The following is a 16,809-nucleotide window of genomic DNA, read 5'->3' as shown; positions in this document are numbered from 1 at the left end:
AGACTTGTATGTATTCGTAAACGATAAAACCCCCTTCTAAAAACGCTGCCACTTTAAATAACCAGACCCAATACTTTCGCCTTGGCAACAGCCTGTGTCCTACGTTCTACGCCCAACTTTCCATTGATTCGCCGCGCATGGGTTTTTACCGTATGTAACGATATAAACAGTTGATCGGCTATTTGCTGATTGGAGTTACCCAAAGCCACTAATTCAAGAACTTCTATTTCTCGCTGGCTCAACCTGCTCTTAAGTAGAGCCATCGGCTCGGAAGGGTTACCTGAACCGGCATGCCCGATAGCGTCCGGCAACCGTGGCTGGCGCAACTGAAGTTCACGCAGGGTCTGTTGCAGGTTGCAGCGCTCGATCAGCCCCCGTCCATCCTGCATCGCCTGGCGAGCGATAAGCGTCTCGCCCGTCAGCCAGGCGACTTCGGCCAGCGCCAGGTGCAATTGCGCTTGTAACCCCGACATGCCCCGCTGCCGCGCCCACTGCAACTGACACTCAAGTCGGTCCAAAGGGCTTGATGCCTGCCCTAGATAAACGTCGGTCAGTACCAGCAGATATTCGAGACTGGGGATCAGTTCCAGCGTGGCTGGCGGAGCCTGACGTGCATGGGGGCAATGATAGTGGCGCAGCACCCGCGTCAGGGCTTCGTGGGCCAATTCAGGGCGTCCCTGTTGCAGCCAGAAATGACTGCTGATGTGCAGCAAGACTCCCCGGTAAACGGTGTCGGGAATTCGCCGTTGCTGCATCAACCGTTCGGCGTCACGTAGATGGACAAACGCCTGGGCGTAGTCCAGGCGATTGGCGGCGAGTTGCGCGAGTCCGAGAAAACCGTAAAGCACGCGCTTGTCCTGACTGCGCAGGCACATCTGCAGTCCGCTCTCGAAGTACTCGGCCGCCTGTACATCGTGTCCCTGAGACAGGCTCAAACGCCCACGGCGCAAGGCAATCCGTCCGAGTAACGGTTCGGCCACCGGTTGCCGTCGGGCAAGCAAACCTTGCATGTTCGCCAGCAAGTGCTCGGCCCTGCCGCACGCTCCCCGCTGCTCGAGCAACTGCGCGTGGTCGAGTTCCAGCAGCCCTTCAAACACCAACGAGCCTTGCGCTCGCGCCAGGCACAACGCGTCACGGTTGAGAGCCTGCGCCACGTCAAGCTCACCGCGCAGCAGCGCTTGCTGGGTCAGGCCGGACAGGCACATCAGCCGGGCGCTCCACAGTTGCGGACCGAGCTCGCTGAGCGCCTCCAGCAAATGCGCCCTCGAAGGCTCCATCCGCCCCTGCAAATGCAGGAGCCAACCTTGCAATGCCTGCCACCGTGCAATCAGCTGCCCTTGGTCGAGTGCCGACGGTTGAGGCATGAAGCGCGATAGATGTTCGATGCATTCGCCCGCCTGCTCGAATCGTCCGGCAAATAGCAACGCTGCGGTGATCAGCCCCACCAATTGCGGCGAGCCCAGCATCAGTTCCTCGCCTTGCCGCTCATGCAAACGCAACAACAGCACCACCGTCTGCGCCTCTAACAGATGCTCGAAACTGAAATGCTGCAACAGGCTGACCGCGACCTCGAACTCTTGCGCCAGCAAGGCCTGTTCAAACGCGGCTTTCCAGTCCAGTTCGGCGGCGAACCACTGACAGGCCCGACGATGCCAGGAGCGTCCCTCCGGCCATTGTTCTTCACGCACCAACTGAGTCAGAGGCGCGAAAATCTGCAGCCAGTCTGTCGAGTCTTGCCAAGGCTCGATAAAACATCCCAGCGCCTGCAATGTGCTCAGGCACTGGGCGCCCTCTCCCGCACCGAACAAGTGGTCGCACAGCCGTGCATTGAAACGCGGCAGGTGGGCGAGCACCCGCCAGGCTTCCGCGAGCTCCGGGGTCAGATTGCTGAACAGTTCGTGCTCAAGGTAATCGTGCAGCGTGTCGGGTCGACCGTGCAGGTGCTCGTTGCGCGACCAGTCACATTTTTGCAGCAGCGCAATCCTCACGCCCGCGCACCAGCCGCCACTCTGTTCGACAACCCGGCTGGCACGTTTGGCGGCCTGCTCCGGTTCCAGGTGATGCAACAGTCGGGCGATTTCCGATGGGGTGAACGCCAGCGTGGAACGTTCACAGTCGTATAGCTCATCTGCCAATAACAGGCGTGGCCAGTTGCAGGGCGGACGGCGACGACCACTCAGCCACCAGGTGACCATCGGGCTACTGATCGCCAATAGCCGGTCGAGCAAACTATCCAGCTCCGGGTTGGGCGTGCGGCAATAGTCATCGAGACACAGCCAGGTCGGCGCTTGCAATTGCGCCAGATACGCCAGCAATCCGGTTTCGTCCGCTGAGTCCGATCCCAACGCCTGGGCCAGCCGCTGGCGAAATTCGCCGGCACTCAACAACGCACCTGCCAGCGGCAGCCAACAGACGTGACACTGTTGGGGCGCCCGCAACAGGCATTCGATGAGCAGCGCACTCTTGCCACTGCCAGCCGGCGCACAAAGCAGTTTCACCCGCGCTGTCGAGGCCAGCAACGGCTCGATCAACCGGTCGCGAGACAGGTGATGAGAGGACAAACGGGGCAGGAGTCCAGGACGCTCCAGACACGGGGTCATGGCGGTCATAGTGGTGCGCCTTTTTATAATTGTGGCGCCACCCTAGCCCTCTCCACACAGCTTGTTGAAGAAGTATTCAACACACTGATCGACACCTATAAAAAAGGTGACCATAAAGTCACCTTTTTCGGTAGACCCTGTAGGAATGATTACCTCACCCCTGTACTCCGCAGCGCTGCTGGCGTGTAGTCACCTGCTTTGGCATCGATACCGAATTCGAAGCTGCGCTTCTCTTCGTTCTTCATACCCAATGCGATGTAGCGACCGGCAATCAGGTCATACAACGCTTCGACGGTATACGCTGGCACCTGGTGATCGTAGTAGAACTGGGCGTGCCCTTCGGCCACACGCCAGAGTTGACCACGACCGTCGTAGTGATCCGCCAGCGCCACTTGCCAGGTGTCTTCGTCGATGTACATGTGACGCTTGGCGTACACATGCCGCTCGTTGGGCTTGACCGTGGCGACGACCTCCCAGACCCGGTGCAACTCGTAACGCGTCAGGTCCTGATTGATATGCCCGGCCTTGATCACATCGGTGTACTTGAGGTTGGGCGAGTCGAGCTTGTAGCTGTTGTACGGAATGTACATTTCCTTCTTGCCGATCAGCTTCCAGTCGTAGCGATCCGGCGCGCCGGAAAACATGTCGAAGTTGTCGGTGGTGCGCAGCCCGTCGGACGACGTGCCGACGCCGTCATAGGCCACTTGCGGTGCGCGCCGCACGCGGCGCTGGCCGGCGTTGTAAATCCAGGCCTTGCGCGGCTCCTTGACCTGATCGAGGGTCTCGTGAACCAACAGCACGTTACCCGCCAGCCGCGCCGGCGCCGTCACTTCCTGCTTGAAATAGCTGAGGACGTTCTCATCGTTACCCGGCTTCAAATCCCCCAGCAGCGAAGGCACCGCGACTTCATCCTTGAAGCGGATCACCGTGAAATCGCCATTGGACTGCGGTGTGGCCTGGGTGATGGTGCGACGCAAATTGCCGCCGTGATAACGGGTGACGTGGTTCCAGATCACCTCGACGCCGTTCTTCGGAATCGGAAACGCGTAGTAGCGATTGCCGGTGAAATTGGCCAGGCCATTGCCGTCGTTGATCGGCGTCACATTCAGGGCACTGCGCTTGGCCGATTCGTAGATGTCCGCCGGCAAGGCCGCCGTGCGATGGGTCGGATAAACCGGAATCTTGTAGGTCTCGGGATAGCGCTTGAACATCGCGATCTGACCGTCGGAGAGTTTGTCCTTGTATTTGTCGACGGTGGCCGCGGTGATGGTGAACAGAGGTTTTTCATTGGCGAACGGATCCGCCAGGAAACCTTTGCTGTCCACCGCACCGGCGTTTTTGGGCAGGCCGCCGGTCCAGGCCGGAATCGAGCCGTCGGCGTTGCCGGCCTTCTCGCCGCCCAACGGCGTGAGGCTGGCGCCGAGTGTGTTCGCTTCTTCCGGCGACACCGCGGCCATCACATTGGCAGCCAACAGGTTCAGGGCCAGAACGCCGCATTGCAGAATCATCTTGCGCATTGAAATCATCCTTCTCAGCCAGATCAGAAGTTCACGCCAAAGCTCAACGCCAGGAAGTCACGATCTTCCAGGGTGTTGTAGTCACCACCGAAGAAATCGGTGTAACTCAAGCTCGCGGTGTAAGTGTTGCGATATTCGGCATCGACGCCGACGCTGATCGCCTTGGCGCCTTCGTTGAACAGCCCGTTGGGGCCGTATCCGGCGACGTCGTGGGACCACGACAGGTTGGGTTTGAAATTGATCCCGGCGATCACGTTGTTGTAATCAAGGATGGCGCGGGCGCGGTAGCCCCAGGAGGTCGAGGTCACGAAACCGTCGGTGTCACCGCGGAAACCGTACTGGCCGAACACCGAGTCACGGCCGTAACGCAGCTTGCTCTTGTCCTCCAGCCCACCGACGTGAACAACCGCCGCTTCACCCACCAGGGTCAGACGATCCGCGCCCGCCACCTGATCGATGAAGTGCGTGAGGGTGCTTTGGACCTGCGTCACTTCCTTGCGGCGATAGCCTTTGTTGTCAGCGCCGGGCCGGGTGGCGATAGGCGAAGCTGCGCCGCCAGCGATCGGGTTGAGCAAGGCCAGGGTCAGGTCGGTGCTGTTGACCTGTACAGGTGCATTGGGGCGATAGCTGATCTCGCCGGTCCATGCCGTGCCGGTAGGCAAGGTGGTGGAGAAGCTCGCGCCGTAGAGGCGAATATCTTCCGGGTATTCGAGGTAGTACTGACCGCGACCGAGCATCACGCTCTGGGCCAGTGCCGCCCCGGTGCCAGGTGCAATGGCGTTGGCGGTACCGACAATCGCCGGAATCCGCGCCAGCGTGCCCGGCCCGGCGGTGGTGGTGCCGACATTCGGCGTGCGGCTGTGGTAGTTCATGAAGTAGAGGCCGTACTCGGTGTCGTCGCCCAGCCAGCGCAGCGCCGTGCCCCATTGCCCGGAATCGCGGGCATCGCGGTCGCCGCCACGGGGAACGATCACCCCTTCCCTGCCGACCTGGAAGCCTTGACCAAAGGCGGCGGCGATCGGCTGCAACGGCGCGATAGCCGGGCTGGCGACCGTGTATCCCGTGGTGCAACCGTCGGCCGCTACGTCACCACCGAAGAAGGTTCCGCAGTTGTCGAGTACGGTCTGGTCCCACTCCAGTTGATAGAAACCTTCCACGGTGAGCTTGTCGGTCAGACCCTGAGAGGCGAACAACATGTTCACCGGAATCAGGCCTTCCTTGATCTCCGCGCCTGGACGGCGGAAGGCTGAAACGTCGACCGGGTTGATGCTGTTGATCGAGTTGCCGATGAAGGTACTTTCGCCCCAGCTGACCACTTGCTTGCCGGCGCGCGCGGTGCCCGGCAGATCGGCGATGGAGTAGTTGTGGTAGACGAAGGCATCGAGAATCTGCGCGCCGGACGACTTGGAGCCTTCCTTGCGATTGTGGTCGCTGATCGGCTTGAACTCGCGGTCTTCATCCTTCAGTTCGAAGTCGTACCAGTACTTGCCACGGACGAATACGCCGGTGTCGCCGTACTTCAGTTCAAGGTCGTGAATGCCCTTGAAGATCTTGGAGAAGGTCTCGCCCTTCTTGAAATTCAGTCGCCCGTCGTCACCGGTAGACGCCTGCCCCGTCCCGCCGTTGACCGTGCCCACCAGCGATTTTTCGGCATCGCGCATGCCCCAGCTCGCGCCAACGGACAACGAAGAATCGAAGGTCCCCTCGATTTCGCCAATGTTGAATGAAACAGCCTGCGCCTGGGCACAACTGCCCAAGGCCACCGCAGCGGCGAGCGCCTGCGGTGTGAAGATGGCGCGCATTGTTGTTTTTGTCATGCGTCTTCCCCGGTGAGTGACAGAAGGCCACACCCTACTGCCGCAGGTCGGGGGCGATAAGCGCACGAAGGAGGTATTCGTCGTGTCGCTCTAAAGGATGAAGGGGCTTGCGAGGCACGGGTTTGGGTGGGGTATGGATGGAGTGGATGGGGGTCTATCAGTCAGATGCATGATGTTCAAAAGCCAGGATGCACGGGGACCGTTGCCTTATTGCCACTGTGCGCAAAAGTTGCGCAATCGATCTGGCGAAACACGCTGCTTCAGCGCTGAACGCCCCGTTTAGCAGGCCTTCCAGCCAAGTGCGCAAGAAGTTGCGCAGTGCTGCGCAACTTCTTGCGCACTTTTTCAGGTGATCCTTGCCGAGGACCCTTTCGGCGCTGGAAAAATCTTCTCAACAACTTGATTTATATAGCGATAAACATTTCTGGCACGGACCTTGATAACCGTCAGGCACCCACCGGGCGATATCGCCTCCCGGGCACCCTCACTTATTCAGCAAGGAGAGCATCCATGGCAACACCAGCGTACATGTCCGTCACTGGCGAAAAACAAGGTCTGATCACTGCCGGCGCCTTCACCGCCGACTCCGTTGGCAACACCTACCAGGAAGGTCACGAAGACCAGGTCATGGTTCAGGCGTTCAGCCACGACGTGATCATCCCGCGTGACCCGCAGTCCGGCCAGCCAACCGGTCAGCGCGTGCACAAGCCAGTCGTGATCACCAAGGTCTACGACAAGGCTTCGCCACTGCTGCAAGCGGCGCTGACTTCCGGCGAGCGCATGAGCGAAATCGTTATCCAGTGGTTCCGTACTTCTGCTCAGGGTACCCAAGAGCACTACTACACCACCAAACTGGAAGACGCGATCATCGTCGCCATCAACAACAAAATGCACAACTGCCAGGATCCGTCGAACTCCCACTTCACGCACCTGGAAGAAGTGCAATTCACCTACCGCAAAATCACCTGGACCCACGAAGTATCCGGTACTTCGGGTTCCGATGACTGGCGTCAGCCAGTCGCTTAATCGCGGCTGACCGCTTCACGCATCGGCCAGCTCTGCTGGTCGATGTTGTTTACGCCTTTCCAGAATTTTGCGTCTGCTGATCCTTTGATCGGGTATTCGTTTACGCCGCAGCACTGCACGAGGAACAAGGGATGTTCGCGCCGGCCAATCAGACTCACTTTGCCCTGACCATCGAAGGTCTTTCCAGTGACTTCCAGGTGTTGTCCCTGCAAGGTCGGGAAGCCATCAGCCAGCCGTTTGTGTTTGAGGTGGAACTGGTCAGCGAAAAGCCGTCCCTGGACCTCGAAAGCCTGCTGCACAAACCGGCCTTTTTGCAGCTCTCCCCCGACGGCAGCGGCATTCATGGCCAGCTCTATCGCGCCGCCCAGGGTGATTCCGGCAAACGCCTGACCCGCTACGCGGTGACCCTGCGTCCGCAACTGTCCTACCTGGCGCACCGCATCAACCAACGCATCTTCCAGAACCTCACCGTGCCGAAAATCATCGGCAGTGTCCTCGAAGAGCACGGCATCCAAAGCAATGCCTACGCATTCAACGTCGGGGCGATTTATCCGGAACGCATTTACTGCGTTCAGTACGATGAATCGGACCTGCGGTTCGTCCAGCGCCTGTGCGAGGAAGAAGGTATTCACTACCACTTCCAGCACAGTGCCACGGCCCACAAACTGGTGTTCGGCGATGACCAGACGGTGTTCCCGAAACTCGCCCCCGTGGCCTACCAGCAAGACTCCGGCATGGTCGCGACCAACCCAGTGATCAAGCGCTTCGACCTGCGCCTGGAAACCCGCACCAGCCGCACCACCCGCCGCGACTACGACTTCGAAAAGCCGCGCCTGACCCTCGAAGCGGAAAACCGTGGCGACGCCCTGCCCGATCTCGAAGACTACGACTACCCCGGTCGTTTCATCGACCGCGAACGCGGCAAGCACCTGGCCAAACGTGCCCTCGAACGTCACCGCAGCGACTTCCAGTTGGCCGAAGGCAGAAGCGATCAGCCGATCCTCGTCAGCGGCCATTTTCTGGCCCTCACCGAGCACCCGAAAGCCAAGTGGAATGACCTCTGGCTGCTGACCGAAATCCTGCACGAAGGCAAACAGCCGCAAGTGCTGGAAGAATCGGTCACCAGCAACACGACCCAGCTCAAGGATGATTTCCATCAGGGTTACCGCAACCGCTTCCAGGCCACTCCCTGGGACGTGCCGAACCGCCCGCCGCTGAACCACCCCAAACCGCGGATCCTCGGCAGCCAAAGCGCCGTGGTCACCGGGCCCAAAGGTGAAGAGATCCACTGCGACCAATATGGCCGCGTCAAAGTGCAATTTCACTGGGACCGCGAAGGCCAGGCCGACGACAAAACCAGCTGCTGGCTGCGCGTCTCCTCCGCCTGGGCCGGCGCCCACTACGGCGGCATCGCCATCCCACGAATCGGAATGGAAGTGCTGGTCAGCTTCCTTGAAGGCGACCCGGATCAACCGCTGATCAGCGGCTGCCTCTACCACAAGGAAAACGTCGTCCCCTACGACCTGCCGGCGAACAAAACCCGCAGCACCTTCAAGACCCTGAGCTCCCCCGGTGGCGGCGGTTACAACGAACTGCGCATCGAAGACAAAAAAGGCCAGGAACAAATCTTCCTGCACGCCCAGCGCGACTGGGACGAAAACGTCGAACACGACCAGAAAATCCGCGTCGGCCACGAACGCCACGACACCGTGGAGAAGAACAGCTATAGCGAATTCAAGGCCGAAGAACACCACACCGTTTACGAAGACCGCAAAGTCGAAGCCCGCGCCAACGACCACCCGACCGTGGGGGTTAACCAGCACATCAAGATCGGCACCGGGCAATTCATCGATGCGGGCCAGGAAATCCACCTGAGCAGCGGCATGAAAGTCGTGCTCGAAGCCGGCAGCGAACTGACCCTCAAGGGCGGCGGCAGCTTCATCAAGATCGACGGCAGCGGTGTCACGCTGAGCGGGCCGGTGATCAATATGAACTCCGGGGGTAGTCCCGGCAATGGCACTGACGCGGCACCTCTGATGCCGGGTGTGTTGAAACAGGCGGACGCGGACAAGGCTGGTGCCATGTTGACACCGGCGCAAATCAATACGCTGAAACGTAATGCGCCGTTTTGTGAAGAGTGCGAAAGGTGCAAGGCGGGTATATGCGATATAGCAATACCTGCCCAAGATGCTGAAAAAACCAGCCACGACTTAGTCTTTTTAGTCAATGATGAAAAAACGGGTAAACCAAAGCAGAACATCCTATATCGAATAACGCTTGAATCCGGGATTATTGTTGATGGTGTCACTGACGATAAGGGGATGACCCAAAAAGTCTCATCTAACAAAGCTGAAAAAGCCACTATCGAGGCCCCGTATTATGGCAACACAACAAGCGACGCTCACCCCAACCACGGATCAGACACCTGTAACTGTTAGCATCCCGACCAAGGAGCTAAGCGGCACGCAATGGGTTGCACGATTCCCCACCAGTACAAGTGCGGGCGATCTCACGACTGAATTCGAAGCCAGTGTGAACAAATTCATTGCAGCCATAAAAGAAGCCGGAGGCAGCGTGGCAATTTCTGCAACTTATCGGCCTAAAGAGCGTGCGTATTTGATGCACTATTCCTCAGCTATATCTAAAGGAATTATTGCACCAGAAGACGTACCTGAAATGGACGGTGTAAACATTGAATGGGTTCATAGCACGTTAGCGCAATCAATTAGCGCCGCGACCAGCATGGCGTCGGGCTACGGAATTGTGTATCCGCCCGCACTGACAAGTCGCCACACACAGCGAAAAGCTATAGACATGACAATATCCAACATGTCCGGGAGAACAATTGTAAATGCTTCTGGCGCCTCCGTTTTGATCACTCACTTAAGCGACTTGAATCCAGTAGGTACTACATATGGAGTTAAAAAGCTTGTTTCCGACCCTCCGCATTGGTCAACCGATGGACATTAAACATGCCCTTTCCATCATTCTGACTATTTTTTCAGGGTCAGTATCTGCACAAGACATTGGATTTGGATTCGTTAAAAACAATCCAGACGGGAAGACTTATTTATATACGACCCAGAAAATTTCAAGTAACGAAGCCATTTCAGTCCAGTTCCCTAAAGATAAGGGATCCGTTGCTTGCTGCAAGTTAACGAAGACAACTGGGGAAAAACAGCAACCGGGCGATGCAATGGACCTGCTCAACGAATCCGACATGCACATCTATGGGCTTGACATTCAATACAAAGAGCCTTTCATTGGCATAGCTGTAGTTGGTAAAAATGCAACCGAAAACGGCGCCTCAGCCGTTGAAGTCAAGGATCAAACTACAACTATCAGCACCTGCTTAAGTCAAGAAGGCGTTCATCTTTTCTCAAGAAAAAATGGGACCTTGAATGGTCACCTGTATTTAAGCCTCGGATACGATGTAGAGCCAACATCTAATTTTTGCGAAACAGAAAATCATGAGTCCATACCGACAGACGTCTCCAGCTACATCAAAAGCAGAGACAACTGTGATTCTCTGCGTGGAAATATTCCTGAGCCAGACCCCGCCGACCCGGGAAATCTCGATCGTGTCATCAGCGATATAAATAAATACTGCAAGGGTACAGACCAGCAGCTGAAGCAGTTGAAAGAAAAATACTCCGGAAACGAAAGCGTTGAGAAGTTGCTCTCTACTTATAAAGAAAATATTGAAGCTGATATGAGTTTTTAGATTCACTCATCAAGGACGGCTGTTGTGACATCTGAAAATATCATTCCGCAGGTCTGGCTATCGGAAACCCCGTTGCTCTCGGGTGAACGTCTTTACGCCGTTATCAGCAATGCCAGCGATGCAGAGCCGCTCAAGGCCCTCTACCAGCAAGACATGGCACCGGAACTGATGCCTATCTGGAACGGCACGCCTTACGCCGATTGGCTACCAGTCATGCCCTATCTCGCCGAGCTGAAACCCAACACTGGGTTTCTGCAGTGGATCACCGAAACCGATGCTCGGGATTGGGGTTGGCTGGCGGTGTCCACCAGCACGGCGGACGTGGTGTTTGAACATCTGCGCAGCCTGACTCAAGTACGTACACCCGATGGTACCGAGGTGTTTTTCAGGTTCTGGGACGGGCGGCATATTTACCCGATTCTTGAAGATCTGGGTGCCAGCGCTGGCGAAGTGCTGCCCGTGTTCGACCGTTACTTGATCAACGGGCAGAGCCTGACCGTGGGACCAAGGTCCGTACCTCCGGCGAAGGAATGGCCGTGGTGGGAAGTTCCACAGAAGCTGCTCGATACGCTGACCGAAAAAGACCACTCCACCGTCGTCGACAACCTGATGCAGTGGCTGGGGGAGGACTGCCCGGAACCGTACTTCGCCTTCCCCGAGAGTAACTTGCGCCACAAGGTCGAGCGCTTCGTTCGCCAACAACCCAACACAGAAGATATGGCAGAGCGTCTTGCTGCTCAGCTGACAAAGGAAGTCACGTCATGAATACCCCGATTGGTACCTTGGTCCTGCGCGTGCTGGACGCCAAAACGCCTGACGTGAATCTGATTCTCAAAGACTTCAAGAACTGCCTGAGCGATTACAAGGAGTGGGCAGATGGTTTTCTCACCGGTTGGGCACTGGATGTCGATCAAACCTTCAAGGTCGGCAATGAAGTCAGCGTGACCAAACGCAAGACCAAAACCGGCAAGGTCGAGACCTACGCGACCTGCCCCCTGGCGGGCGACTTCACCCTGATCCACATGTTCGAATCGGCGCGCTTCGTCCCCATAGGCAATACGCCGGTGAAACTGGAGCCCGTCACCAAAGGCACGCTCTACGACGACGTCACCGGCCCTGCCATTGAAACAACCATCGGCCCCAGCGGCATCAAGGTGATCGACGGCTGCAAAAAAGGCCAGATGTACCGCATCACCTTTTTCCCCAACGTTTCCCAGAGCAACGTCAAAGCGCTCTACGACTCTTATCAGGGCGTAATCGGCAATCTCGAAGGCTGGCTGCAAAGTGAGTGGTCGAGCAAGTTTCAGCCACAGTGGGCCAGCTACTCGGCGGCCGACCGCATGGGCCGTTCGGTCATCCTGCTGAAACAAGCGATGGATGGCCTGGAAAAAGCGTTGCTCAGGCTGTGGGACGACATCAAAAGCCTGTTCGAACTGCTCGCACATCCGAAGGAAAACCTCGAAAAACTGCGTAAATACCTGTCGGATGTCGAGATCGACAAGCTCTACGCAGCCTCCAAGGAATCCATTGCTTCAGGCCTGTTTATCCTCAGTGATGAACCCCTGATGTTCATCTATGTTTCGGCAATTGTCGCCTGGGTCGGCATGCTGCCTCCGCAGGTCATTGTTGACGTGGTGACGGCAATTGCAGCGGAGTTTCTGATCAACGTGGTGCTGGGCATTTGCCTGACGGGTGGTGCGGGGATCGCGGTGCGGGTGGGCACCAAAGCCCTGTCTACCGTCAAGTCCGGCACAGCCATCAAGTACCTTGAAGAGCTGGCCGCGAAACTGATGACGTTGAGCGGCAAACACAGCCTGCCGGCACACGCTGAAGTGTCGAAACCGTTGATTGCCAGCGCCAGGAATGTGCCGATGAAGCCGACCAAAACGGCGGCGATCAAAATCGACGAGGCTGCCGCCAACGGGTCTAAAAGTCAGGTACCGAAAACCACGGATACGCCGAAACAAGAAGTCAAAGATGCTTCTTCGTTTCCGCGTGGCAAGAAAGAAAAACAGACCACCCTGACCCCAAAGGAAAAGGTCGACGACGTTTCGACGCAGTCGAAGACGCCTGACGATAAAAGTGCTACCTGCGCCAAGAAAACCTGCACCAATGGTTGCCCCGTATCGATGGTCACGGGCGAAGAACTGCTGACCCTGACCGATGGCGAGCTCGGTGGTTTGTTGCCCTTCAGCTGGACGCGACTCTATCGCACCAGCGCCGCAGAAATCGATTGCGGCCTCGGCTACGGCTGGAGCCATGCCTTGGCGCAACGCGTTGACATCAACGAAGACGAAGTCATCTGGACCGACCACGAGAACCGCGTCACCACGTTCCCACTGCCAAGCGTGCAGCGTCCGGCGATCACCAACAGCCTCTCGGAAGCGGCCATTTTCATCGGTGATGACCCTTCCGAGCTGGTCCTCACGCAGGCCGGCGAGCGCAAGCAGTTCTACCATTTCCGCTACAACAGCAAAGGTGCGACGCTGATCGCCATCAGCGACAACTACGACAACCGCCTGCACATCACCCGTGACATTCACGGACGAATCAAACGTGTCGATAACGGCACCGGTCGCGCCCTCCTCGTGCGTTACGATCGCAAACACATCGTCGCCATCGAGTACCAGCAGTTCAGCCCGGCGGACAACCTGGAAGATGCCTGGAGCACTGTCCAGACCCTGGTCACCTACCGCTACGACGCACAGCAACGCCTGATCGAGGCGAAGAACGCCGCCGGCGAAACCGAGCGCTACGCCTACAACCATCAGAACGTGATTCTTGAGCGGCAACTGGCTGGCGGTGCGAGTTTCTTTTGGGAATGGGAAAAGGAAGGCAAGTCGGCACGCTGCATCCATCACTGGGCAAGCTTCTCGCAGATGGACGCGCACTACACCTGGGATGACAAGGGTAGCGTGACGGTGACCAACGCTGACGGCAGCGAAGAGGTCTACACCCACGACGATCAGGCTCGACTGGTCGCCAAAGTCGATCCGGATGGAGCTGAACACCTCAAGGCCTACGATGACAAGGGCCGCCTGATCGCCGAAAAAGACCCACTCGGCGCAGTCACCGAATACCAGTACAACGAAGCCGGTCGACTGGTTGCGGTGATTCCGCCAGAAGACGCCCCCACCACTTACGAGTACTACCACGGCTACGTCCGTGTGGTGAACCGTGGCCCGGCAAAGTGGACCTACTGGCGCAACGATCAGGGCGACATCACCGAACAAGTCGACCCGGACGGCAACTCGACCCACTACAGCTACAACCGCCAAGGCCGTCTGCTGGAAATCCGTCACCCGGATGGCAGCCGTCATCAACTGGGCTGGAACAACCTCGGCCAACTGCTCGAAGAACAGCTACCGAACGGTGGCCAGCGCAAATACCGTTATGACGCGTTGGGTCGGCAGATCACTCGTCAGGACGAAAGCGGTGCGACCACTCAATACCGATGGGACGCCGCCAACCGCCTCGCGCAAATCACCCTGCCCGGCGGTGCAACCCGCGCGTTCACCTATAACGCCTACGGCAAAGTCACCGCTGAGCGTGATGAGTTAGGCCGCGTCACCCGCTACGAATACGCCGATGGCCTGCACCTGGTCAGCCGTCGCCTCAACCCGGATGGCAGCCAGCTTCGCTACCGCTACGACAACTCGCGCCTGTTGCTCAGCGACATCGAAAACGAACGTGGCGAGCAGTACCACCTCGACTACTACCCGAACGGCCTGATCCAGCAGGAAACCGGTTTCGACGGTCGCCGGACTGCCTACGAATACGACCTCAACGGCCAGCTGCTGAAGAAAACCGAATTCGGCGACGACGGCAGTGAGCTGGTCACGGAGTACCAACGCGACGCCGCAGGCCGTTTGCTGGTGAAAACCCTGGCCGACGGCGAGGAAATTCACTACAGCTACGATGCTCTCGGCCGCCTCGTCAACGTCGACGACGGCCACTGGCCCCTTGCCTACGAATATGACCTGCAAGATCGCCTGATCACCGAACACCAAGGCTGGGGCACCACGCGTTACGAATACGACAATCTCGGCCAACTGAGTCACTGCCGTCTCCCCGACGGCAGCAAACTCGACTACCGTCACCAGGCCGGCGGTCGCCTGAGCAGCATCGACCTCAACGGCTCGCGTCTCACCACGCACCAGTTCAGTGCCGGTCGCGAACAGCAGCGCCAACAAGGCCTGCTGCTCAGCCAATACCAGTACGACGAACAAGGCCGACTGCAAGCCCACAGCGTCAGCCAGCAAGACCGCAACCTGTTCCGTCGCCGCTACGCCTACGATGCCAACGGCAACCTCGCGGGCATCGACGACAGCCGCAAAGGCAACCGCAGCTATCACTATGATCCGCTCGATCGCCTGATCAACGTCCGTGGCACTACCCCGGAAAGCTTCGCCCACGACCCGGCGGGCAACCTCCTGGGCCAAGGCGACCAGCCGACCGCGAACCTGGCCAACGTCAAAGGTAATCGCCTGCTGATGCAGGGCGACCGCCACTACGACTACGACGCCCACGGCAACCTGATTCGCGAACGTCGCGGCACCGGGCAGAAACTCGTCACAGAGTATCGTTACGACTGCCAACATCGCTTGATCGGCGTTAGCCTCCCCGGCGGCAGCATCGCAAGCTACCAGTACGACGCCTTCGGGCGCCGCATCGCCAAAACCGTCGATGGCCACATCACCGAATTCCTGTGGCAAGGCGAACGTCTCATCGCCGAAAGCGCCGACAACCGTTATCGCAGCTACATCTACGAACCGGGCAGTTTCCGTCCCTTGGCGATGCTCGATGGCGAAGGTCCGCTCAAAGCTGAACCGTTCTATTACCAGCTCGATCATCTCGGCACCCCCCAGGAACTCACCGACTACAGCGGTGAAATCATGTGGTCAGCCAAATACCGCGCCTACGGCAACCTCGCCGCCCTCGACATTGCCGAAATCGACAACCCGCTGCGCTTTCAGGGGCAGTACTTCGACGCGGAAACGGGCTTACATTACAACCGGCATCGCTACTACAATCCGGGCACTGGACGGTTTCTGACGCCGGATCCGATCAAGCTTGCGGGTGGGTTGAACAACTACCAGTACGTGCCTAACCCTACGGGGTGGGTGGATCCGTTGGGGTTGGACAATTGCCCCGGAGGACCGAACTGCACGCCATCGAATGTGGTGGAAGATCCGGCGGCCAAAGCCAGTGTGGACGACGGTCAAAAGGTTCCCGAGATTGCGCAAGCCAAACCAGATTTTTATGTCGGCCCTTCTGGCCCCGATTCGACGATGCCGTCTACAGGCTATAGATACATGCGATATCAACATGATGACGGGACTGTCGATACCAGAGCACTCGGTACGTTGAAAACGAAATCTGCGCCAGTGACCTACGCTGGCTTTGAGAAGTTTGATACTGGTTCTGAAGCGAGGAAAGCATTCCAGGTTAAAGGGCCTGAGGTAGGTCCTGACATTAACGGTAAAGGCTCATGGAGCGATGCACGCCTGAGAGGAGAGTTTGACACATTACAACTCTACGTCGATGGGAAGCCTGATGCTCGAACGCCATTCTGGAAAGGTGACGAAGATAAAACCAAGCTGGAGCCATTTGCTGACGCATATCCAGAATATGGAGAAGGTGGTGCACAACAGATTCACACAAATAGCAGAGTTATACATTTCGACAAAGTTGAGGTCCTACCGGAAGAATAATGAAAGACTACTTTATTTTAGCAAAGAAAGACATTCCGTCAGACAGCCCTCACGATCCGGACTGGCCAAAATTTATTGCATACTCCTACGAGCATAAATGCTTGTTGTTTTCAGCAGGAAAGGGCCATGGACTATCGGGATTCGAGTTACCGGAGGCTGAAGCTTCCGACCCCGACTGGACACCTTTATTTATCGAACTAAACGCACTCTGGATATTAGACTTTTTAAAGAAATCAAATGCCTCCACACTAAATGATTTCATCAAAGCGCTCGACAAAGAAAACATACCAATAAGTACGTTTCGAGCTTAAAAAGGGGACAGATTTATTTTCTACGAACGCATACCAATGAAATAATTCTGCTCCCTTTAGCTTAGATTCCACCCCTACTACCGATGCACTTGGTGTATCT

10 protein-coding genes are annotated in these 16,809 nt (G+C 57.4%); 7 read left to right on the top strand and 3 right to left on the bottom strand.

The features are described from left to right. Positions 1-53 precede the first annotated feature (53 nt). The 3 genes from ACYZT9_RS05440 to ACYZT9_RS05430 form a co-directional block, all read right to left on the bottom strand. Positions 54-2,609: a LuxR C-terminal-related transcriptional regulator gene (locus ACYZT9_RS05440; protein WP_462008898.1), complete on the bottom strand. Its 2,556-nt coding sequence runs from the start codon at positions 2,607-2,609 to the stop codon at positions 54-56. 140 nt (positions 2,610-2,749) lie between these two features. Beyond that, entirely contained in the window at positions 2,750-4,117 is a 1,368-nt protein-coding gene (locus ACYZT9_RS05435) for a DUF1329 domain-containing protein (protein ID WP_462008897.1), read from the bottom strand. Positions 4,118-4,140: 23 nt separating this feature from the next. Beyond that, a complete protein-coding gene (locus ACYZT9_RS05430; RefSeq protein ID WP_462008896.1) occupies positions 4,141-5,934 on the bottom strand; it encodes a DUF1302 domain-containing protein in 1,794 nt (597 codons plus the stop codon). 510 nt (positions 5,935-6,444) lie between these two features. On the opposite strand from ACYZT9_RS05430, the gene ACYZT9_RS05425 reads away from it, so the two are divergent. From ACYZT9_RS05425 to ACYZT9_RS05395, 7 genes are all read left to right on the top strand, one after another. Next, on the top strand, positions 6,445-6,960 hold the full coding sequence (locus ACYZT9_RS05425) for an Hcp family type VI secretion system effector (RefSeq protein ID WP_054048129.1): 516 nt from the start codon (positions 6,445-6,447) through the stop codon (positions 6,958-6,960). A 131-nt stretch (positions 6,961-7,091) separates the two neighbouring features. Beyond that, positions 7,092-9,398, top strand: coding sequence for a type VI secretion system Vgr family protein (locus tag ACYZT9_RS05420; protein ID WP_462008895.1), 2,307 nt, complete (start codon positions 7,092-7,094; stop codon positions 9,396-9,398). After that, positions 9,340-9,930, top strand: coding sequence for a hypothetical protein (locus ACYZT9_RS05415; protein ID WP_462008894.1), 591 nt, complete (start codon positions 9,340-9,342; stop codon positions 9,928-9,930). Before ACYZT9_RS05420 ends, ACYZT9_RS05415 begins: the two co-directional genes overlap by 59 nt. Next, on the top strand, positions 9,890-10,684 hold the full coding sequence (locus ACYZT9_RS05410) for a hypothetical protein (RefSeq protein WP_462008893.1): 795 nt from the start codon (positions 9,890-9,892) through the stop codon (positions 10,682-10,684). The genes ACYZT9_RS05415 and ACYZT9_RS05410 overlap by 41 nt, the downstream gene beginning before the upstream one ends. Positions 10,685-10,708: 24 nt before the next feature. After that, positions 10,709-11,449, top strand: a complete 741-nt coding sequence (locus ACYZT9_RS05405) for a DUF4123 domain-containing protein (protein WP_462008892.1) — start codon at positions 10,709-10,711, stop codon at positions 11,447-11,449. After that, complete coding sequence (locus tag ACYZT9_RS05400; protein ID WP_462008891.1) at positions 11,446-16,398, top strand: RHS repeat-associated core domain-containing protein; 4,953 nt, start codon at positions 11,446-11,448, stop codon at positions 16,396-16,398. The genes ACYZT9_RS05405 and ACYZT9_RS05400 overlap by 4 nt, the downstream gene beginning before the upstream one ends. Next, positions 16,398-16,709 carry a hypothetical protein gene (locus tag ACYZT9_RS05395; protein ID WP_462008890.1) on the top strand — a complete coding sequence of 104 codons (312 nt, stop codon included), beginning with the start codon at positions 16,398-16,400 and terminating at the stop codon, positions 16,707-16,709. The genes ACYZT9_RS05400 and ACYZT9_RS05395 overlap by 1 nt, the downstream gene beginning before the upstream one ends. Positions 16,710-16,809: the final 100 nt, after the last annotated feature.

It is taken from the genome of Pseudomonas sp. ZT5P21 (assembly GCF_054897785.1).
This window is presented reverse-complemented; position numbering and strand designations above follow the sequence as displayed.